Genomic DNA, 21,421 nt, shown 5'->3' on the forward strand with positions numbered 1-21,421 from the left:
CTTTCACAAGGACAGCCGCCGGCAACCGGAGAAGTATTTTGATTACCAAAAAGCCATTATTTTACTGGATACTCCACAAGTACAGAGGCCTGCAGTTCCTCTTGCTTTTTCTGATCGTCTCCAGTCTCTTTTTCAAGGTATTTCCCCTTGAAATGCAGAGAAAAATCATCAATATCGCCATTAATCTGAGAAAACTCGAACTGCTCTATCTCTACTGTGGTCTGTATATGGGTGCCGTGCTGATAGCCGGACTGATTAAATATTATATCAACTGGCTCCAGGCTATAATCGGTCAGAAAATTCTGATTGAAATGCGCCGGGAGCTCTACAATCATGTTCTTAAGCTTCCTCTCCAGTTTTTCCATAGAACTCAGACAGGCATCATAATTTCGGCCATGACTTCCGAGCTCAATGCCGTGGGAACTTTTCTGGGAGGAGCATTGGCCATTCCCATTTCCTCGATTTTAACTTTTCTCGCCTTTCTGGGTTTCATGATTTATCTCAACCCTGTCCTGGGAATTCTGACCACATTAATATATCCCTTCGAATTTATAGTTATTCCCATGCTACAAAAGAGATATAACATCCTCAACCGCTCACGGGTACACACCGTTCGCTCCATGGCTAATCTGGTAAATGAATCCATTTCCGGTATCCACGAGGTGCAGAGCAACAGCAGTTTCCAACTGGAGCAGGGCAAGCTGGATTACTATATCAAAAAGCTCTACAGAACGATGAGCAAACTGTTTATCTTCAAGTATGGCATCAAATTCAGCAACAATTTCTTCCAGAGCCTTGGTCCCTTTCTTCTTTTCCTGATCGGCGGGTATCTTGCCATCAATGGGCAGTTCACCATCGGAGCGCTGGTTGCCTTTTTATCCGCCTATGAAAAGGTGTACGATCCCTGGAAGGAAATGATAGAATATTACCAGATGTATCAGGATGCCCAGGTCCGCTATCGACAAATCATGGAAACCTTTGACAGTAGCGAACGAACGTTGCTGGAAATACCAGAAAATAAAGAGGCGATAACTCTGCAGGGAACAATCGAAGCAAGAAACCTCGGCTTTCAAATCAGCAGTGACGTGCAACTGCTGGAAGACATATCCTTCGACCTCGAAGCCGGGCAGCATCTTGCCCTCATCGGATTTTCAGGATCCGGCAAGAGCACTTTGAGTCATTTGCTGAGCCAGCTGCTCAATTATACCGACGGTACTCTCAAAATAGACGGTCATGAAGTAAACAGTCTCAGCAAACTTGATATTGCCCGAAACATCAGCGTAGTTTCACAACAGCCTTTCATCTTCACCGGAACGGTAAATGATAATCTTCTCTATTCCTGCGTGGCCCTGCGTTTGGCTGGTATAACCGAGGAACTGCCCGGCAGGGAAAAAGTGCTGGCCATGATGCGGGAGGTCGGCCTTGAAGCGGATGTCATCCGCTGGGGTTACCGGTCTGTATTGCCACTTGAAAAAGCACAGCAACTTGCAGATAAAATTCTCTCCATGCGCCGAATTATCCATAACACCTTGCGGGATGAGTTCGATGGTGTTGTTGAATTTTATGATTCCGAAGCATTTCTGGAATACTCCACAATCGGACAAAACATTATCTTTGGAGAATACACCGGTAATTACAGCAGTGATTATCTTCTTAATCGCAAAGATTTCCTCAATTTTCTCAAACAAACGAACCTTGAAGAAACGCTTTTGGTCCTTGGTAGAAATATTGCTGAAACCACGGTGACGCTGCTCCACGACATGCGTGAAGATGATTTTTTCTTCCAGGGAAGTCCTATGGAACCGGGAGAATATGACAGTTACGCCGGAATTATTAAAAAACTGCAGAAAACAAGCCTGATTAATCTCCGCAAAAATGAAAGACATGATCTTCTCAAATTAGCACTCCTCTATATTCCCGGAAAACATAAAATCTATACCCTGCCTGCCAAATTACGTTCTGCCATTATTAAGGCCCGACACATCTTTTTATATGAAATTGAAAAAATCAACCTGGAGCAGTGTAGAGACGGTACCATCCAGCAACATATTCTCCCAATTGAAGGGCATGAAGAAACACAGGAAGCCCCTCTCAGCACGTTCACCCCGTACTGCACCAGTCAGTATCTCTTCAATCACACACTTCTTGATAATGTTCTCTTCGGTACGGTCATAGACCGCGAGGTTCTCAGAGACAGCCTGGGAGCACTGGCAATTCGTCATTTTTCCGAGCAGGGTCTGCTGGATGAGATACTTGAAATAGGCCTTGACTTCCATGTAGGCAGTAAGGGGGACAACCTTTCGGGAGGGCAGAAGCAGAAGGTTGCACTTGCCAGAGCGCTGCTGAAACAGACCCCTCTTCTTATTCTTGATGAAGCGACGGCGAGCCTGGATAACCAGTCACAAACGCAAATTCAGAAATATATCGATAGTCGGCTGAAGGGAAACACCACCGTCATTGCCGTGGTGCATCGTCTTGACATGATTTCAGGATATGATCATATTCTCGTAATGAGAGCAGGGAAAATCGTTGAATCCGGCACATACGATAAACTGCTGAACCAAAAAGGAGTACTCTATGGGCTCATCAATGAAACCTGATTTTAAATGCAAAATTACCTGTGACTTTGAAGTATTACGGAATTCATCGATTTTTGCCGGAGCAGACGGTGAGATGGTAAAACTCTTTGCCTATCTCGCCGGCAGAAAAAAATATGCCGCTGGTGATTATATTATCCACGAGGGACGGGAAGCAGAAGCCGCCTTTTATCTTCTCTCCGGCAGTGCGGAGGTATCAGTGAGTCACAATGACAGGGAAGTCGTGCTGCAGCAGCTCACCCCACCAGTATTTTTTGGAGAACTTGCACTTCTTGCCCGGTTCAAATGGTTTTTTAATGTTCGAGCTCTAGAGGGATGTGAAACTTTAATTATTACCCGTGAAAGCTTTCAAAAAGTCGTTGAGAAGTTTCCCGCGCGCCGGGAATCCCTTATTGAAAGGATCGTCCAACTGCGGGTGCAACGACTCATTGAGCAGACATCATTCATGCTGGAAAAGGTCCCTGACTCTATTCTCAATAAAGGGGGTCCTCTGCTCTGATGTTTTTAACATTCCATAATTGCTCTCCGGTGGTGGTAATGATATTTTTTCTTCAATGTATAGCAGCACTTGTTCTTCTTGTCGGCTCTCCGCTCCCGGCTTCATCTTCCGTTGTGCCTCACGAGATAGCAGGCATCGAACTAGGCGCCAGTGTTGAAAAATATCCGGATTTTGAACTCTCAAACTATCTCAAGGAAACCGTTGTTGTCGATTGGCACGGTTTCCGGAAGGGCGTTATTTCATATGGAATCTGTAATGCTCCCGGCATTATCGTCAAATTACAAATGAAATATGAGGATTCAAGCAAACGGTTCTATGATATTCTTATGCACCGTTTTACCGAAAAATATGGCCGCCCAAGCGAGTGGGAAGGCGATTCGTTCGGCATCAATCAGGTCTGGAAGTGGAGGTTCGTGGACGAAGATGGAAGAAAGATCAATATGATTCTGCAGCACAATATGCAGGATATTGATGAAAACATAGGCAACCAGGTAAAGCTCTATTATCCTGAGATGATAGAAAAAGAACGGCTCTGTTTCATAGAGCAGTGTAAACAAATCAGCGATCCGGAACAGCAAGCCAGAAAAGAGAAACTGAAAGAAAGCGGCTGGGATTACCTTATTCCCCAATAAATCGACTTGTCACTTATTTTCCGACTGCTCAACTTGCACCATATCGCCATCAACAATGCCTGGATCATCAAATGGAAAATCTAGATAATGCTGAACATCGGTGTATCTGCTGGAATGGCATAACCATTAACGTTCCGAATACGTGGGAAGCTACGGTAGCGGGTTCTCACCACCTTCATTTTGATTGTAACTTCCAGGGGGTCATGGAAATGCGCTGGCTCAACGCATCCTCAAAAAACATCCCGGAACTGATCCAGTCGACCGTCCGACAATATCAAACGCTTACCGGAACCAAGCTTTTGCAGAAAACCGTGTCCGACAGTATCAAAAAAGATCTTCTCCCTCTTCAAGCCCACCGCTTTGCCACTGAGGACAAAAATAACGGCCCTCAGCTCGTCTACCTTCATGATCAGCTTTCTTCAACTTTTGTGATGTTCCAGTTTTTTCGGAAGCTATCCGATATTCAGTTTCGAAGATGTCTTAAGTCACTACAATTTGCCTCAGCCGATGATACTTGCTCCACCTGGGCAATTCAGGATTTCCGCGTTAGAATACCTCAAGATTTCAGACTGATGAACTATACAATGGATGCAGGTCTCAGTACATTGCATTTCCGAAAGGTCCAAACTGGCCTGCATATCTGCCGACTGGCTCCGGCGGGTGTGCGGCTGCGCGGCAACACTCTTGATGAAATACTCGCCTCACTTCTCGATCTGCGTGATTTTCATCCCCAATGGGAGGATTCCGGCAATCGAGTAGATTATGCTCGAAATCCAGGTATCTTACAGCAGATCTCTTACCGACTGCAGGGTAAAAAGCCATTCATGGCGGCCACGCTTCGCCATGATTCCGCAGCAGATCGTCTTCTGGGGGTCTTTATGGAAGGCATTCACCCCCTGGATGATCAACTTCACCATGAAATCACGGCAAGCTATGAAATTACTCCAGTCTGAAAAAAAAGGACCTTCGGCCTTGAGCCGCCAGGAGGCGCTGAAATGCGTTCCCGTCATCAATACCTCGGTCTCCTTCGCAGCATTGGATTCCGGAGAAATACTCCTGGAGTATCCCTTGCGCTTGAAACCATTTTTCCTGAGTGTCTTCCGTCGCTTTCAGCACTCATACCAAATACCGACAAAAAGATTGCAGCTTGATGAAATGGGCAGCCGCGTCTGGAAAGATATAGACGGGGAAAACAATGTCCAGAGTATTATCAGCAACTTTGCAGCCGGGTATAATATTACTCTGCATGAAGCGGAAAAATCAGTAACCGTCTTTCTTGCTGATCTTGGCAGAAGAGGCATTATCGCACTGCGATAGCTCACTGGATTGTAGGAAAAGTACCTGAGTCATCGCCGCAAATGTTTCTCGATGAGCTGCAGGTCCTCCCACGTCGCTTTTTTCATTTCCGGATTTTTCAAAAGGAAGGTCGGGTGATAGGTCGGTATTAGCGGAATCTCCCGGTGCTCATCAAGGTGATAAGTATAAAATCGTCCGCGCAACCGGGAGAGAGGCTGACTGATCTGCAACAGTGTCCGTGTTGCCGCGATTCCCATTGAACAGATGATTTTAGGAGAGGCAGCGGCAATCTGTCTCTCCAGATAAGATACACAGGCATCGATATTCTCAGCTTTAGGCTGAACGTCCTGATTTATCCCGCATTTGATGATATTAGACACAAAGGTTTGGTCGGCGGAGAGATGGATAGCCTGCAGCATCCGCTCAAGCATCAGGTCTTCTTCTCTGCCGAAAACAGCTTCGGTCTTTCCGTCGGCCATCAGCCATCCTCCAACGACAAAGAGCCTTATCTGCTTACTTCCTCCTCTGCCGGCAACAGGAATAATTCTTTTCTCTGCCAGACTGCAACCTCGGCAGGTATTAACTTCTTCAGCTATCTCCACTATTGTGCCCCGGTGGCTGGGCGGCCTTGCGTCCACTTTCCCAGCAGGCCGCTTTGGCTGAAGTTTATCAGTCGTTTCTTTCATCGGGGTCTGCAAAGAGAGCTCCGACCGGAGAAATGCCTTTACCTCCTCAGAGCGCGGATAGGTGCAGAGTCCCGAGCCCTCGTGGTAGGACAATAAAGAATGAAGCTGCTGTAATATTTCAAGTTTGGTTGAACTCATCGGTTTTTGAAACTCCTCACGCAGTTTTGTGAGTCCATCATACCCATTTTCACAAAAGGGATCACATATTTTTTCCTAAGACAACAGTTCAACCAGCAACACAAACCCGATCGATAAATTTCTCTGCCATTGGGGAATCCTGAATTTGCGGGAAGAGCCTTTCTTAATTTTCATATGCACACTAAATAAATTATTTTGAACATGCTCCTATGTTCTTCAAATGACACAATGTCGTGCCGAAGAATCACTGCTTCGACAGTCAAAATTCATACCACGCCGTAGGACTTTATGGTTACATTGTAGTACCTCGAACACCAATCAAGTGTTGAATATAAATAGACAAAAAATTCACAATCTGCTTATTTTTTTCAGGCTAATCTGGAAATTTGTGGTATACTACAACAGAGATAAGATGGAATAGTGCATGATCGATCCGCTATTTTCATCCTTCCGAACCGCAATGCATTAAATAGCAAATGCTCATTACTTCAGGAATTGGCACCGTACAAGACTTGCAATCCAAGAAGTGGGCAGGGAGGAGAAGTTTTGGACAAAAACGAATTTGCAGTCTCCAGAAAAAAACTTGGAAAAACACAGAAACAGCTTGCAGAACTGCTGGGAATGGCCCTAAAAACGGTGCACAGTTACGAGCAGGGCTGGCGCAAAATACCATCCCATATAGAACGCCAAATGTTTTTTCTTCTCTGTAAACAGAGAGCCCGGCACAAAACCCTCACTCCATGCTGGGAGAAAAAGCAGTGCGAAGCCAAACTCGATTGTCCAGCCTGGGAATTTCAAAGCGGTCATCTCTGCTGGTTTCTCAGCGGCACAAAATGTGAGGATATAAAAGGAATGACGGACGAGGAAAAAATCCAGAAGTGCAGAGAGTGTGAAATTTTGTCTTCTCTTCTCATTGAATAGTGCTTACTGTCCTGCAACAAGGAATTAATCAGTTAATGTTTTGCAGCAGGTGGATCCATGCCTATTTATGAGTATAAATGTGAAAAATGCGGTACCGTCTTTGAAACTATAGTGGCAGTGCGTTCAAACGACGATATAGTGTGCAAAAATTGCGGCAGCAGGGAAACCCGCAAGCTGATGTCGGCGGGTATCAAAATCTCTCAAAGCGGAGGCAATCCCGGGTGCCAGCCTCGTGGCGGTTTCTCTTGAGGTTAACACAATTGCAGCCGGTCCGGCTGCTTACTTTTCTTTCTTACTAAAGTCGAAGATCACCTCGTTCTTCTTCAAAAGACCGTGCTTTTCTCTGGCCAGACGCTCAAAATATTCAATATCCGTCTGTATTCGCTCAATCTCCTGAAGCATGATCGCATTCTCCTTTTCCAGCTCATTTTTCTGAAGCTGAAGCGCTTCAAGTCTGTTCTGTTCCCTTTTCAAGGTGACAATGCCCATATTTGGTGCAAAAAGAAGCCATAGAAAGGCTGCGAAGGCCAGCACGGCAATAATTCTTGTCAGTCTTTTTCTCTGCAGCGGCGAAAGTACTTTTTTTGGTTTCTTTTTCATTGATGATATCTTAGAATCACTACTTCTAAATGGTTAGGAGCGTCCGTTCATAAACAGCACTGACTCTCGGAGCCTCATGCTTCGTTTATCGATTGCTCCCAAAATTTTCCCTGACGTATGACTATTCCTCCGGCTGATATATATCTGGTGAGCAGTTGCCTCATGGGCCTGTGTACCCGCTATGACGGCAAACTCAAAGCCAGTGAGGAATGTCGCCTGCTGCTGCAGAGCGCCGTGTGGATTCCGATCTGTCCTGAACAGCTCGGAGGACTACCGACTCCGCGAGAGGCAGCCGACATTATCGGCGGCGACGGCCATGACGTTCTAGCCGGCCGGGCCAAGGTCATCACCAAAAGCGGAGAAGATGTCAGTCGGCAGTTTATCAAAGGAGCACGGCAGGTGCTGGCAATTGCCTTGTCGCAAAAAATCCATTCCGTCATCCTCAAATCCCACAGCCCTTCCTGCGGCGCCTCTGGAAAATCAGGGGTTACTGCGGCCCTTCTCAAGGAGAACGGCATCCACCTGGAAGAGTTTTAGTGCCTTACTCCTACCTCCCCCCTGCAATAATCAACATCCACCAAAGCCCCAATCATCCATCTTAGGTAGCGGATTTATCCAGTGTAGATCATTTAATCCTCATTATCATGAGAATTATAATTCCGGCCTCATATAAAAGATACAGAGGACCACCCATCAGCGTCATGTTGACGATGTCGGGTGTCGGAGTGAGCAGCGCCGCCACAATTGCTATCAATAGCATAGCATATCTCCTGCTTCTTTCAAAAAAAGCTCGCGTGCACACCCCTACTTTTGCAAGAAATACCATAAATATCGGCAGTTCGAAAATTACACCGAAGGCCAGTATGAAGAGGGTGGTAAAGTTTACAAACTTGCCGACGGAGATTACCGGCTGTAGTTCCGCGGAACCGAAGCCAAGCAGAAATTTAATGCCGAAAGGCAAGGTGACATAATAACAGAAAAGCGTCCCGCAATAGAAGAGCAGACAGGTAAAAAATATGAAAGTAATAAGCTGGCCGCCCTTGACGCCGAAAGGTTTGCCGATTGATCTCCATAAAACCGTCATCACCCAGGGCATCAGGGCAAAAAGCGAACTGAAAAGGGCGAGCTTGACATGCGCCAGAAAGGGCCCGGCAACATTAAAAAAATAGAGCTTATCCGCAAGGTGATGCTGCACCATCTCCAGCAAGCGCGGGGCCATAAAAAATACGGTTGTCGTGGTCAAAGCTATTGCAAGCGCAAGCATGCGCACGGATTTGCGAAATTCACTTATAAATATAACTAGATTGTTTCTTGCTTCCATAATCTGTAATTGATCCCCGCAGGTCAACGCCCACCAAAATCCCCATCCGGCAAAAGACAGGACGCCACCGCCCGAAGATAGCAGAACGTCGGAAAGAAAGCAATTATCTTGCTGCCCGGAACGATGCACACCGATCCTGAAGGCATGGAGACAGGCGGCGTGACGGTATCTCTCAATAAAGTGGTCGCAACAGCATCAGAGGTTGCTTTCAACCACCACACATGATACATATTTTTTAAAGAACTCTTACCTTTTTTAACCATAAACAGAAAATAAATAAACTCATCATGCTCGAACTACGATTTCTCCGAGAGAATATAGAACTGGTAAAACAAAAAACAGCCAAACGTGGCCTCTCCCCGGAAATCCTCGATGATTTCCTTGCAGTCGACAAAGAACGTCTTGATATCCTCTCGGAAGTGGAAAATCTTAAAAATTCCCGCAATACCGCTTCCCGGACAATCGCCCAGCTGAAAAAGGGCAATGAGCAAGAGAAGAAAAAGGCTGACCCTCTCATCGCGGAGATGAAAAAGACCTCTCAAAAAATTAAAGATCTGGATGCCAGGCTCAGCGAAATCCAGGACAATCTGCAGCACATCGTCATGGCCATTCCCAATATCTGCGATGACTCCGTACCGGAAGGCCAAGACGATTCGGATAATATAGAGATAAAGGTATGGGGAGAAAAACCCCAATTTTCCTTTACTCCCAAGCCCCATTACGAATTAGGGGAGAACCTGCAGATCATTGATTTTGAATGTGGTGCCAAATTAGCCGGCAGCAGGTTTTCCCTCCTGCGCGGCTTTGCCTCCAAGCTCGATAGAGCGCTCACCAATTTTATGCTGGATCTGCATACCGAGAAGCATGGCTATACCGAAGTCCTTCCTCCCTTCATGGTCAATACGGCAAGCATGACTGCAACCGGTCAGCTGCCCAAGTTTGAGGAAGATCTTTTTAAAATAAAGGATTGGGATCTCTATCTCATTCCCACTGCAGAAGTACCGGTAACCAATATTTACAGAGATGAAACTATCGCCGAAAAGGATCTGCCGATTAAATTCACCTCTTTTACGCCCTGCTTCCGCTCCGAGGCAGGATCTCATGGCCGGGACACCAGGGGGCTGATTCGTCAGCATCAGTTCACCAAGGTTGAGTTGGTTAAATTTACGACTCCGGAAACCTCCATGGACGAACTGGAATCACTGCTGGCAGATGCCGAGGAAGTTCTGCAGCTCCTCGGCCTGCACTACCGGATTGTCACGCTCTGTTCCGGTGACCTGGGCTTTTCCGCCACAAAAACATATGATATCGAAGTGTGGCTGCCGGGTCAGCAGGCATATAGAGAAATATCATCCTGCTCTAATTTTCTCGATTTCCAGGCAAGGAGAGGCTCTATACGATATCGCCCCGAAGGGCAGAAAAAGAGTACCCTGGTACATACCTTGAATGGTTCTGGACTGGCCGTCGGACGAACACTTCTCGCGGTAATGGAGAATTATCAACGTGAAGACGGTACAATTCAGGTGCCGGAAGTTCTCGAACCTTACTTTACCAGGAGATTCTGATTTTCCCCCAATGAATAGAAGCCATCCCGAAGATGCCCCCGCCATGAAGGTCATAGGCAAGGAATCCATTTTCACCTCCCTTAAACAGGATGGACCGTTTTCCTGTGAGGAGAGTGTTTCCTGCGCCCATCCCTTCTCCAGGGAAGTCAAAAACTGGGTGCGTGACCACTGCCGCGAGCAGATAGACGTCACTAAATACCGCAGCGTCCGCAACCAGATTTTCGAATTTCTCGACATCCAGTCTTTCAGGGATATACAGACTCTCATCGATAGCGAGGAAGAGCGCGACAAACGGCAAAAGAGATCGAAAATGCTGTTGGGCAACATGTTCGGCATTGAAGGCAATGTTCGCGAAATCGAGGGCAAGCTCAGCGATTATGCCAGAACTGCAAATGATGTAATCATCTATCTGCGCAGCAAAATTCTTGCACCCTTCTCTTCGCATATCGAAACAACCAATGAGATACAGATAACCAGTAATCCCCTGGATTTGCTGCTCATCGTCTTCAATGACAGGTATCACAAGAAAGCGCGGTTTGAAGCCAAACGGAAGTTGACCCTGATGAACCTTGCCGCCTTAATCGATCAGCGGGAACGGGAAACGGGAATTGAGGACAAGTTCTCCAGATTCCTGACCTTTCTCAATGAGTATGTCTGGAGCCCCTCGATGAAAATCGGTGAGCTGGAAATCGCCTATCTGGTCAGCAGCCATGAGCCCCGGTTCTTTTCCTGTACCGGAGTGGAGGTGATCTCCGAGGACCAGCTGCAAGCGGCAGAGCATATTCCGGGAAGGAAAATAACCTTGATCAAGCGAAGGCGCTTCCGCTCCAGAGACAGGGATTATCCAATCTACGTTACCATCCGTAAAAAAACACCCGAAGCAAAAGTTCTGAAGCTGCTGCGCAAAAACGAAAAGAATCCTGCAGTGGCCGTTGACGACGAACTTGGTCTTATGGCTGTCCTCAATACCATCAATGATGTCAAACAGTTTCAGCGGCACCTTACCAACAGCGCTCTCAAGATTGACTCATTCATGACCCTTGAGGATATTTCCGACACCCTCACCGGTAAGGAATATCAAAGTTCAGCAGTGGGCAGTTCTACCAGAACCCAGATGCTCAAGTTCTTTGCCCGACTGGGCGGCATTCGCGTGGAATTCATCCTTCATACCAACAAATCCTATCTGAATTATATCTATCAACGCGATGTGTCACACGATGAATATGAGGTAAAGAGGATATTTGATACCGGTGTCGCCATGCTGCTTTTTCCCTCCGACATATACCGTCTCGACCACCGTAACCTCAGGGAAAAGCAGCTCCGTCGATTTCGCAGACTGATTGAAGATTATTAGCGTTTCCAGTAAGCCGGGAAATCCGGGAGTACTGCAATTTTCTGCTCCATCGCGTTAACACCGGTATCATCGTTTCATAATCTACCTTGTTACGACAACAGAATAAAGATTACCATGAGTGGATCCGCACCATATTCAAGCGATCCTGCCCTGGAAAGGTCGGCTTTGATCGTCACTACTCTGACCTCATTCATGGGACCGTTTATGATTTCCTCGGTCAATGTCGCCCTGCCGGCAATCCAGAAAGATCTGCACATGAATGCGGTCCAGCTGAGTTGGATCGCCACCGCCTATCTTCTGGCAGTTGCCATTGCCCTCGTTCCTGCCGGAAAGATTGCCGACATTTATGGCAGAAAAAAGATCTTTGCCGCGGGCCTGGGTGTATACACTCTTGGATCAGCCGCGGCCCTGCTGGCCCATTCAGCCGCCGCACTCATCGCCACACGCGCCCTCCAGGGATTCGGCGCAGCCATGTTCGTTTCTACGGGAATGGCGATTTTAACCTCGGTTTTTCCCGTGAATAAACGCGGAAAGGCCATCGGCATCTATGTTGCGGCGGTCTATATCGGTTTATCGGCCGGGCCGTTTGTCGGTGGTTTACTGACCCAGCACTTCGGCTGGCGCAGCATCTTCGTGATCATGCTGCCGCTGGGTATCTTCTCCCTTCTGCTGACTCTGCACTATCTCAAGGGTGAATGGCGCGGGGAACCCGGCCAGCGGTTCGATCTGTTCGGCAGCCTACTCTATATTACCGCAGTCCTGGCCCTGGTCTATGGCGCAACGCGGCTGCCGTCCCTTGCGGGCAGCATGCTGCTTTTTAGTGGTCTGCTTCTTTTAGGGTTCTTCATCAGACATCAGTTGTCGGCACGCTTTCCAGTGTTTGATGTCCGCCTTTTTAGTGAGAATAGGACCTTTGCATTTTCGAGCACCGCTGCCCTGCTCAACTACTCAGCTACGTTTGCGGTTACCTTCCTGCTAAGCCTCTATCTCCAATATATTAAGGGAATGTCTCCGCAGGTCGCGGGAACAGTGCTGATGGCCCAGCCTGTGATGATGGCATTGCTCTCTCCTGTTGCCGGTCGATGGTCTGACAGGATCGAGCCCCGCCTCATAGCCAGCATCGGCATGCTGATAACCGTTATCGGTGTAATCCTGTTTATCATGCTGCAACCTGATACCGAAACATATTTGATCGTCGCCAACCTGATCCTGCTCGGCACCGGATTTGCCTTGTTCAGCTCTCCTAACATGAACGCAATAATGAGCGCCGTGGAAAAGCGGCATTACGGACTGGCCTCGGGAGTGGTAGCCACCATGCGGCTGCTTGGGCAGATGTTCAGTATGGCCATGGTCACAGTGGTCCTTGCCCTGATTGTCGGGCGCCAGGCGATCACCCCCGAGAACTACGATCTGTTTCTGCAAAGCATCCACATAATTTTCACCATATCGGCCGTTCTCTGTCTCACGGGCGTCTTTTTTTCCTGGTTTCGGGGTTCCCTGCACGCATCCCCGGAAAAGACGGATAGCTGATTACTCCTTTGCAGATGTATCCCTGTCAGTGAGTCGTATCCTGATCTCAATTTCTTTTATCCCGTCTGTAAGTTTGAGCGCCTCGACAAAACCGACGACCGTGCCGGCCAGGCTATCCTGGATGAATTCCTTAATAGGAATTTTTCTGCCATTCACCAGCAAAGATGTTTTCTCCGGCCGCTTGTTACGCTCGCGAATATATCGCTTTTCGATAAAAGAGGCAATTTCCGGAGCTTCATCCATCCGAAAGATATAATCTCCAGAAATATCCAGATCGGTAACCACGGCAATTACTCCGTGAACTTCAGCGCGAAGATCCTGATCTCTGTTGCTGCGCACTTCAATCTTGGGAATCTTGCGGGCATGCTTGAACCCCTCACCAATGACTATATCCACATCCGGGAAATACCGATGAGCCAGAGTAATAATCGAATGGTGACTGGGCCCGGTCTGCAGCACCATCTGGTCAGGCCCCACAAAGAGAACTGAATCGGCACCGGCCTGACGATGCTTATAGGTATCGGTGCCCTCTTTATCAAAAGCGATCCCGGGTTCATTGCTGGATTTTATCACCGCTACACGATGGCCGAGGTTTTTGAGATTTGAGACAACCCGGCTTACAAGTTCGGTCTTCCCGCTGTCATGATACCCGATAAAAGTTACTACAGCCGACATACTCCCCTCCATGACCAACTCGGTTCTTAACGAATGTCCTTATAGAATACCTACCACAATTAAGCAAAGGGCTCATCAAGAAAAAACCTCACCAAGCCGGGCACCGCAGTATATATATTATGGAACATTGGTCGACAAGGTTATTTGTTCAGAAGGCGAAGACGCAAAAAGGCGGATTAACCTTATGGTCAATCCGCCTTCATTTTCTTACTCCTGAAAATCTGTCTAAAGGGTCTTTTCCAGCTGAGCTGAGTTTGTTTTATAATTATACCTGCTGTGCAGGATATCAACTTCTTCCTGTGGCTTATATCCGGTCCTCATACTCTGCAGGGAACCTTCTATCGCAAAGACAGACATGTAGAAATGAGTGAAATAGAAGGCCACGATGCCCATTCCAAGGATATTATGGATTATGGTGTAAATCCTGACGGTATCCACCCCTGCACCGAATCCCCAGATGATATAGCCCGTATATGCCATAACTCCGCCACCCAGCGTTGCAAACCAGAAGTACATCTTCTGTCCGGCGTTAAACTTACCTGCAGGCACCGGTTTCTTCTTCTTGCTGAGATATCCCCCCACAATAAGCATCCAGGAGATATCATGGAGCTGCGGCAGCATGTCCTTGAACCAGAGAAGAAACATGAGCAAGCCCGGAACAGCAAAAACCATAGCCGAGGCCAAATGGACATATCTTGTACCCCGGATGAAGGCTCCTCCACCGAAAAAAGCGCCAAAAATGATGAGCAGCCCGGTGATAACCAGCAATGAGAACGAAACTGCGGCAATAAAATGGACGATTCTGGCATATTTGCTGAAGAAAAGTATCTGTTCGCCGTCATGGTCGAAATGCTTGGCTCCGACAATCAGATAGTGCAGCAGGAATACAACGGGTACTGCTGTGATAACGATAAGAAACAGTTTCCGAAACCATTCCCCTTGTAAAAGGGTAAAGAGTTCACCGTACTCCTGCCAGTTTCCAGCAATACCGTTCATGAACTGCGTATAATACATGGAAAGAGATGTAGTCAAACCCTGCTGCGCCAGAGGTTCCTGCGCAAATGCCACACCTGCTGACCCTGCCACACATACAATTCCCAGCAGAAACGCAGATGCGATACTTCTCTGCATATCATGCTCCTGTAATAATATGTTGCGCTGCTTCATCCATTTTTGAATGGAAAAAGCAGCGCTGATTGATGAGTAATCCCGTCATTGAAGATTACTTTTTCTCATAAGCCTTATCCCAACCCCAGGCATTTACACCGGAACCCCGTTGGAAGACCCGTTCGCGATAAACATCGGCGACCACATCGGCATCACCTGCCAATAAAGCTTTGGTAGAACACATTCCAGCACACAGAGGTACTTTCCCCTCAGCGATCCGGTTCTGGCCATAGAGACGCTTTTCCTCCTCACTAAAGGTTTCTTCGGGACCGCCGGCACAGAAAGTGCACTTATCCATGGCTCCACGAGCTCCGAAAAAACCGGACTGAGGAAACTGCGGCGCCCCGAAGGGGCAGGCCATAAAGCAGTATCCGCAGCCGATACAGGCCTTTTTATCCACCAGGACAATACCGTCATCACGCTGATATACGGCATCAACCGGACATACCGCGAGACAGGGAGCATCAGCACAATGCATACATGATACTGAAATCGATTTTTCTCCGGGTTTGCCCTGATTCAGGGTAATCACCCGCCGGCGATTCACCCCGACAGGTATATGGTTGCCTTCCTTACAGGCGACGACGCACCCGCTACAATCGATGCAGCGCTCTGCATCGCATAAGAATTTTACTCTTGCCATATCATTTCCTCCTCATCAGGCCTTGCTGATTTTGCACAGTCCATCCTTGGTGGCCTGAATTTGCGTGACAATGTCATATCCGTAATTGGTGACCACATTACCGCATTCTCCGACAACATACGGCGCATGACCTTCAGGATATTTATCGACGAGTGACTCACCCATGAGCACACCTGCAAAATGGTATGGCAGAAAGATAGTCTTCTCATCCACTCTTTCGGTGACAAAGGCCTTGACCTTGATCTTGCCTCCTTCGGGAGACTCCACCCACATCATCTGACCGTCGCGAATTCCCATATCATTGGCCAGCCGTGGATTGATCTCCGCATACATATCCGGCTGCAACTCAGCCAGGTACTGATTGCTGCGGGTTTCGGCGCCGGCCCCCATATGCTCGACCATCCGGCCGGTGGTGATGACGTAGGGAAATTCCTTAACCAGCTCAGGATTCTGCTCACTCTTGAACCTGGTATCGACACGGTAATGATTTTCCTTATCCTCATAGGTAGGATACCGTTTGATAAGATCGGGCCGCGGCGAATGCAGGGGCTCGCGATGGATCGGTATCTGATCCGGAAATTGCCAGACGATGCAGCGGGCTCTGGCGTTGCCGAACGGCGCCATGCCACGGGAGATGGCATTTCGCAATGTCTCCTGGGACAGATCGGTTTTCCAGTTCGTTCCCGGCACGACATCCTTGAATTCAGCATATCCGCCGTTTACTTCGCTTCCGGGATTAGCCACACCCTCGGCAGCCAGCTGGTTTTCCGTACGTCCGCTGGAATCATAGGTTTTCTCGAGTCCGAACCGGTTCCTGAACGGCAGGCCGCCTTCTGCGACCGGTTTGGAAATATCGTAGAGAATTGGTGTTCCCGGATGATCCTCGGTCCAGCACGGCCACGGCATTCCATAGTATTCGCCGTCGCAGGGGCCGCCTTTGGCCTGCATGGAATCGATATCGAAGGTATGCCAGTTCTCCATATGCTTCTTGATTCGTTCCGGAGTCTGGCCGTTATAGCCGATGGTCAGTGATCCCGAACCCAGCTCACGGGTAATATCTTCAGGGACCTGTTTGATATTCTTGTAGAATTTATCGGCGAATCCCAGTTTGTTGACCAGCAGTTCCATAATCTGATAGTCGTCCTTGCTGTTATGAACAGGATCGACAACCTTGTAGCGCCACTGTATCTGCCGCGAGGTAGAGGTGACACTGCCGGATGTCTCATATTGGCTGGCGCTGGGCAGCAGGTAGATGTTGTCGGTCCCGCAGGCGGCGGCAGCCATTGTTGGAAAGGGATCAATCACCACCAGCAGGTCTAGTTTATCATAGGCCTGCTTCACCTTGTGGTACTGGGAGTTGGAGTTGGCCCCACATCCCCACTGAATCATGGCTTTGATAGGAGTATACTGATGGATCTTCTCCTCCTGGTTGACGCCTTCATACCAGCGGGAAAGGGTGAATCCTGGTTTTTGCATCCACTCCGGAGACTTAAACCTGGAGGCAATCCAGTCAAAGTCGACATCCCAGACCCTGCACCAATGCTTCCACGCTCCTTCTGCAAGCCCGTAATATGCCGGCAGGCTGTGAGAGAGGATACACATATCTGTTGAGCCCTGAACATTGTCATGGCCACGGAAGATATTGGTTCCTCCACCGGATTTTCCCATATTGCCCAGGACCAGTTGGAGCAGACAGAAGCTTCTGGTGATCGAACTGCCGATTGAATGCTGGGTTCCACCCATGCACCAGGTGAGGCTGGTCGGCCTGTTATTGGCCAGCAGTTTGGCAACATGGCGGGTCTGATCGGCCGGAATCCCGGTAACATCCTCCACTTCTTCCGGAGTATATTTCTGGACGGTTTCAAGAAGTTCCTCGTAGCCGGAAACCCGGGTCCTGATGAATTCCTTGTCTTCCCAGCCGTTAGCCACGATTTCACGAATCAGGCCCAGCATAAATGCCGCATCCGTTCCTGGACGTATTCGTACATAGTCGCTTGCTTTTGCCGCCAGTTTTGATCTGCGCGGGTCGACGACTATGATCGGTGCATTATTTTTTTCCTTTGCATGCAGGATATGCTGCATGGCCACCGGATGCGCTTCCGGCGGATTCGAGCCGATAAATATGAAACTTTTGGCATGTCTCATATCGTTCAGGCTGTTTGTCATTGCTCCGTAACCCCAAGTATTGGCGACACCTGCCACCGTTGCGGAGTGTCAGATACGGGCCTGGTGATCGACATTATTCGACCCCCAGAAGGCGGCAAATTTCCGGTGTTGATAAGCCATTTCGGTGGAGACCTTGGCGCTGCCGTTGAAATGCAGGGCATCAGGCCCGTCATTTTCACGAATTTCCATGAGCTTGTCACCTATCTCGTTCATGGCCTGATCCCAGCTGATGGTGGTCCATTTGCCATTCACTTTTTTCATGGGATGCTTGAGGCGCTTGGGGCTGGTGACCATATCAATGGCGCCGGCCCCTTTGCAGCAGTGTGATCCTCGTGAAACCGGGTGATCGGCGGCGATATCCTGGCGAACCCAGACACCGTTGTGAACTTCAGCTTCTATTCCACAGCCGACCGAACAGTAGGTACAAATGGTATTGATCTTTTCCGAGTTTGCATAAGGACTGGATTTGCCCTTCGCCGCCTGGGCCCTGGTGGTAAGTTTGGTGGTCATTGCAGCTCCGGTCAGAGCCGCGGTTGCCGCGGATATCTTCAGAAAAGATCTCCTGGCAATTTTAGGGTTGAGAGTAACTCTTCGGCCGGTACTTTCTATGCCCGTTTCCGAAGATTTACGAATTTTACATCTTGCCATATTCTAGCCTCCTTAAGTGCGTGTTCTCCATGCAACCTTGTCGGTTGGCGACTTACATTGAAAAAACGAGGAACTACGATCGCAGAGATTGATAATACTTCTTAAATTTCTCACTCTCATGATAAAGCACATCTTCACCTTCCCGCCTCAGAGAGACGGATTTGGCCTTGGCAGGTTTTATAGCGGCAATACTACCTGCCACAACAGTTGCCCCAGCCAGGATATGCTTAAGAAACGAACGTCGTTTATCCTGATCCTTTTTCATTTTTCCTCCTCCTTAGTTAGCGTCTGTCCGGGGGTGAGCAATTTGGAAGTCTGCGCTGTCTGTTCAAAATCCAAGCACTCGATGAATTCAACCACTGGCATATACTTAATATTCCCTGGATTAAATTTTGCGAGCAACGAAGAGTTAGGGCAGGTAAGCATAGACTCCGAAAGTGCCATTTATGGACAGCACTATTTATTAACATGCCGATTCACCCATTACGGATGTACGACAGATCCAGTCAACCCCTTCTCAAGTTCCAGATAGCCACAGAAGAAGCGGCTGCATGCTTCATAAAAAAGGGCCGAGTCATTTTTTTCGCAGGCCGCCTTAAAATCAGCAGCCAAAGGAATCAGATAATTATTGAGAAGCTCTGCCTGCAGCTCCTCAGTTTTATCTTTAGCCATACCCTCTTCATTCTCAATAAGCCGGGTCAGCACATCAAGCAAAACCACCAGGGAATCCTCCGTTTCGATAACTTCCTTTTTCTTGGAGAGTCCCATCCCGGAAAGGAAAGTACGCAGCTCAACCAGAGTCTTACCATGGCTCCTGCCGTCGAGATAAAACGATGCTGAAGTGCTCAACTGTTCTTCCCCAAAGGGATCTACAAAAAGAGTGTAATATTCATCTTGCAGAGCCTTGAGGTTGCCTTTTTCCAGAAATCGATGGATTTGGGTGACACTTTCGTCGAGGGCAGGGTTAACCCTCTCTCTGGCCAGGGCGTTGAATGTTCCTCTCCAGCGGCTGATCTTCTCTCCATCCGGCTCTTCGATGAAGAACGACTTGAGCAGGTCGAGGAGGCGCAGCCGTACTTTTCGTATTTCTTTTTCTTCCATATCGATCATGTTTTTTCCGCCTCAAATAGTTGTATTACCCGGCAGGTTTCGCAATATTCGAAATGCTCGACATTCACCGACTCCCGCGACGATAAAATCTGCAGTACACGATCCAGGCTCTTCCGGGTGCCGAAGATTTTACCGCACTTTTTACATATGGCCGGATCACCCTGAGAGAGAACCTTCCTGCTGAAATACTCCTCGCCGACATCTTTCATGCCGGACAGACTGAGAACCCCTTCCGGGCAGATCCGGACACAAATGCCGCACCCCACACAAAGTCCGGCCGTATAGGTAAGAGACATGCTTTTTTCATCGGCAAGCAGGGCTCCGGTTGTGCACTCATTCAAACAGGCCAGACACTGGGTACAGCCTGCCGTATCGCATGAAACGGCGGGAAAATCGTTGGAAATCGTCTCCGTCTCCAACTCTTTGTCCGCCTCGCCGATCAAATGGTGAAAGAGAGCGGAGAACAGGGCTCTTCGATTGATGAAAGCAGACACATCCAGAAGTGCTTTGAGCGGATGAGACAGGTCGGTCTCATGCATCGCGGCATCATATTCCTCGACAGGAAGGCAATGCGCAAAGTCCCTTCCGAAAAGAGACGATACTACCTTGTTGGCCCTTTTCATTTCCGGGTGTTGTTTGGCTGCATCCTGCAAAAGGATGATCCGCCGGAACCCCGAAGCGAAAAAGAGGAGAAGATGAAAATATGAAAGCGCCTCAATCATGGAATACTCGAGATAAAAGGCCTTATTCGATCTCCCGCGGCCATTTTGCCACCAGAGAAGATGCAACTCCTGCTCCTCTCCGATAATGAGATCCCTTCCCGGGTCGATATCCAGTTTCCGCAGATACCGCCACAAAGCTTCATCGTTGAAATAACCGTTCTGCATAGCACCCGTCGGGCATGACGCTATACAGGTGCCACACTCCCGACAGAGGCTATGATCGATGACGATGCCTTTTTTCTGTCTGCTCAAAGCCTGATAAAGACAACTGTCAACACAGCGGCTACAACCTATTTCAAGCCGGCCGCTGTATTGGCAGATGCTGTTGTTATGGCAGACAACCTCTTTTATTTCAGCAGAAGACAGCGTCTTGAAAAACTCCGGCAACTGCTTTTCGTGGTATACGCAATCAGCCTTTTCAGGCAGTTCGAGCTCTGCCTCGCCCAGGAAAATCAGGGCAGGCACGTGGAGGATAATTTCCTCCACCCCGTGGACATCCAGGGCATCATTCCTGCATGCCTTCTCGCATTCTTTGCAGAATGTGCAATGCGAATAATCAATATGGAGATGTGGCGAGATACATTTTTCCGGGCAGGCCTCACCGCATGCTCCGCAGTATGTACAGAGTTCACGGTTTAGCGATGCTCGTTTGCGATAACGGATTCTGCAGCTATGCTCGGCTTCTTCTATCACTATCTCGGTTACGGCGGGATAATCGGGGTTCGATCCACGAAGCGGAAGGGCATGAATATCGAGAATGCCCCCGTAGATATCCACGAAAGCGTCGAGCTCCGCGGCGGTTGTGCCGATTACACATATACGTGGGTCGGCATCGATCTGATAGCTGTTATATTGTATTGACTGGTAGCGCTGCAGTTCAGCATCGGCAACGGAAAAAAGCTCACTATCGCTAAGATCGGTGAGTTCCGCCTGCAACTGCAGGGTTGGCGACAGGGGAAAACTGGTTTCGGGAGAAAGCTCCGGGAATCCTCCGGCCAGTAGAATGGTGTCGTTATCGGGCAGCACCAACGATCGTCCCGGCTGAATACTCCCTTGGTATGACCTGAAGTCGACATCACCATTATGATCAGTGCATATATATCTTGTGGAAAACACTTTTTCCATGCATCTCCTCATCCATTGGGGTCCAA

The 21,421-nt window shown here is 48.5% G+C and carries 21 protein-coding genes; 11 read left to right on the top strand and 10 right to left on the bottom strand.

Annotated elements, in window-relative coordinates:
- Positions 1–38: 38 nt before the first annotated feature.
- From JWG88_RS14870 to JWG88_RS14890, 5 genes are all read left to right on the top strand, one after another.
- On the top strand, positions 39–2,600 hold the full coding sequence (locus tag JWG88_RS14870; RefSeq protein WP_240194475.1) for an ATP-binding cassette domain-containing protein: 2,562 nt from the start codon (positions 39–41) through the stop codon (positions 2,598–2,600).
- Positions 2,578–3,096, top strand: a complete 519-nt coding sequence (locus tag JWG88_RS14875; RefSeq protein ID WP_205234582.1) for a cyclic nucleotide-binding domain-containing protein — start codon at positions 2,578–2,580, stop codon at positions 3,094–3,096. The genes JWG88_RS14870 and JWG88_RS14875 overlap by 23 nt, the downstream gene beginning before the upstream one ends.
- Before the next feature lie 38 nt (positions 3,097–3,134).
- Positions 3,135–3,728 (top strand): hypothetical protein, encoded by a 594-nt coding sequence (locus JWG88_RS14880; RefSeq protein WP_205234583.1) that lies wholly within the window; start codon positions 3,135–3,137, stop codon positions 3,726–3,728.
- Positions 3,729–3,799: 71 nt separating this feature from the next.
- Positions 3,800–4,681, top strand: coding sequence for a hypothetical protein (locus JWG88_RS14885; protein ID WP_205234584.1), 882 nt, complete (start codon positions 3,800–3,802; stop codon positions 4,679–4,681).
- Complete coding sequence (locus JWG88_RS14890) at positions 4,662–5,045, top strand: PqqD family protein (protein ID WP_205234585.1); 384 nt, start codon at positions 4,662–4,664, stop codon at positions 5,043–5,045. Before JWG88_RS14885 ends, JWG88_RS14890 begins: the two co-directional genes overlap by 20 nt.
- 29 nt (positions 5,046–5,074) lie before the next feature.
- On the opposite strand, the gene JWG88_RS14895 is transcribed toward JWG88_RS14890, so the two are convergent.
- Positions 5,075–5,848, bottom strand: a complete 774-nt coding sequence (locus JWG88_RS14895) for a uracil-DNA glycosylase (RefSeq protein ID WP_205234586.1) — start codon at positions 5,846–5,848, stop codon at positions 5,075–5,077.
- Between the two features lie 546 nt (positions 5,849–6,394).
- On the opposite strand from JWG88_RS14895, the gene JWG88_RS14900 reads away from it, so the two are divergent.
- On the top strand, positions 6,395–6,769 hold the full coding sequence (locus tag JWG88_RS14900; protein ID WP_205234587.1) for a helix-turn-helix domain-containing protein: 375 nt from the start codon (positions 6,395–6,397) through the stop codon (positions 6,767–6,769).
- A 57-nt stretch (positions 6,770–6,826) separates the two neighbouring features.
- Entirely contained in the window at positions 6,827–7,018 is a 192-nt protein-coding gene (locus JWG88_RS14905) for an FmdB family zinc ribbon protein (protein WP_205234588.1), read from the top strand.
- Between the two features lie 30 nt (positions 7,019–7,048).
- Here JWG88_RS14905 and JWG88_RS14910 read toward each other — a convergent pair whose 3' ends face one another.
- The gene (locus tag JWG88_RS14910) at positions 7,049–7,369 is read right to left on the bottom strand and encodes an FtsB family cell division protein (RefSeq protein ID WP_205234589.1); all 321 of its coding nucleotides are present in this window, start codon (positions 7,367–7,369) and stop codon (positions 7,049–7,051) included.
- A 117-nt stretch (positions 7,370–7,486) separates the two neighbouring features.
- On the opposite strand from JWG88_RS14910, the gene JWG88_RS14915 reads away from it, so the two are divergent.
- On the top strand, positions 7,487–7,906 hold the full coding sequence (locus tag JWG88_RS14915) for a 2-thiouracil desulfurase family protein (protein ID WP_205234590.1): 420 nt from the start codon (positions 7,487–7,489) through the stop codon (positions 7,904–7,906).
- Positions 7,907–7,994: 88 nt separating this feature from the next.
- On the opposite strand, the gene tatC is transcribed toward JWG88_RS14915, so the two are convergent.
- Positions 7,995–8,690: a twin-arginine translocase subunit TatC gene (gene tatC, locus JWG88_RS14920; RefSeq protein ID WP_205234591.1), complete on the bottom strand. Its 696-nt coding sequence runs from the start codon at positions 8,688–8,690 to the stop codon at positions 7,995–7,997.
- A 287-nt stretch (positions 8,691–8,977) separates the two neighbouring features.
- Here tatC and serS point away from each other — a divergent pair, with 287 nt between their 5' ends.
- The 3 genes from serS to JWG88_RS14935 all read left to right on the top strand — a co-directional run bounded on the left by serS (position 8,978) and on the right by JWG88_RS14935 (position 13,139).
- On the top strand, positions 8,978–10,255 hold the full coding sequence (gene serS / locus JWG88_RS14925) for a serine--tRNA ligase (RefSeq protein ID WP_205234592.1): 1,278 nt from the start codon (positions 8,978–8,980) through the stop codon (positions 10,253–10,255).
- Positions 10,256–10,265: 10 nt separating this feature from the next.
- On the top strand, positions 10,266–11,609 hold the full coding sequence (locus JWG88_RS14930; protein ID WP_240194478.1) for a hypothetical protein: 1,344 nt from the start codon (positions 10,266–10,268) through the stop codon (positions 11,607–11,609).
- A gap of 114 nt (positions 11,610–11,723) precedes the next feature.
- Positions 11,724–13,139: an MFS transporter gene (locus JWG88_RS14935; protein WP_205234593.1), complete on the top strand. Its 1,416-nt coding sequence runs from the start codon at positions 11,724–11,726 to the stop codon at positions 13,137–13,139.
- Here the strand turns inward: JWG88_RS14935 and mobB are convergent, their stop codons facing one another.
- The 7 genes from mobB to JWG88_RS14970 form a co-directional block, all read right to left on the bottom strand.
- Positions 13,140–13,814 carry a molybdopterin-guanine dinucleotide biosynthesis protein B gene (mobB, locus tag JWG88_RS14940; protein WP_205234594.1) on the bottom strand — a complete coding sequence of 225 codons (675 nt, stop codon included), beginning with the start codon at positions 13,812–13,814 and terminating at the stop codon, positions 13,140–13,142.
- Between the two features lie 225 nt (positions 13,815–14,039).
- Entirely contained in the window at positions 14,040–14,945 is a 906-nt protein-coding gene (locus tag JWG88_RS14945) for a formate dehydrogenase subunit gamma (protein ID WP_240194479.1), read from the bottom strand.
- 91 nt (positions 14,946–15,036) lie between these two features.
- Complete coding sequence (gene fdh3B / locus JWG88_RS14950) at positions 15,037–15,624, bottom strand: formate dehydrogenase FDH3 subunit beta (protein ID WP_205234595.1); 588 nt, start codon at positions 15,622–15,624, stop codon at positions 15,037–15,039.
- A 15-nt stretch (positions 15,625–15,639) separates the two neighbouring features.
- A complete protein-coding gene (locus JWG88_RS14955; RefSeq protein WP_205234596.1) occupies positions 15,640–18,438 on the bottom strand; it encodes a formate dehydrogenase subunit alpha in 2,799 nt (932 codons plus the stop codon).
- Between the two features lie 73 nt (positions 18,439–18,511).
- Positions 18,512–18,703, bottom strand: coding sequence for a hypothetical protein (locus JWG88_RS14960; RefSeq protein WP_205234597.1), 192 nt, complete (start codon positions 18,701–18,703; stop codon positions 18,512–18,514).
- 218 nt (positions 18,704–18,921) lie between these two features.
- The gene (locus JWG88_RS14965; protein ID WP_205234598.1) at positions 18,922–19,548 is read right to left on the bottom strand and encodes a TorD/DmsD family molecular chaperone; all 627 of its coding nucleotides are present in this window, start codon (positions 19,546–19,548) and stop codon (positions 18,922–18,924) included.
- A complete protein-coding gene (locus JWG88_RS14970; protein WP_205234599.1) occupies positions 19,545–21,395 on the bottom strand; it encodes a 4Fe-4S binding protein in 1,851 nt (616 codons plus the stop codon). Before JWG88_RS14970 ends, JWG88_RS14965 begins: the two co-directional genes overlap by 4 nt.
- Between the last annotated feature and the right edge of the window lie 26 nt (positions 21,396–21,421).

The sequence above is a fragment of the Desulfopila inferna genome, assembly GCF_016919005.1.
In the GTDB taxonomy this organism is placed as follows: domain Bacteria; phylum Desulfobacterota; class Desulfobulbia; order Desulfobulbales; family Desulfocapsaceae; genus Desulfopila_A; species Desulfopila_A inferna.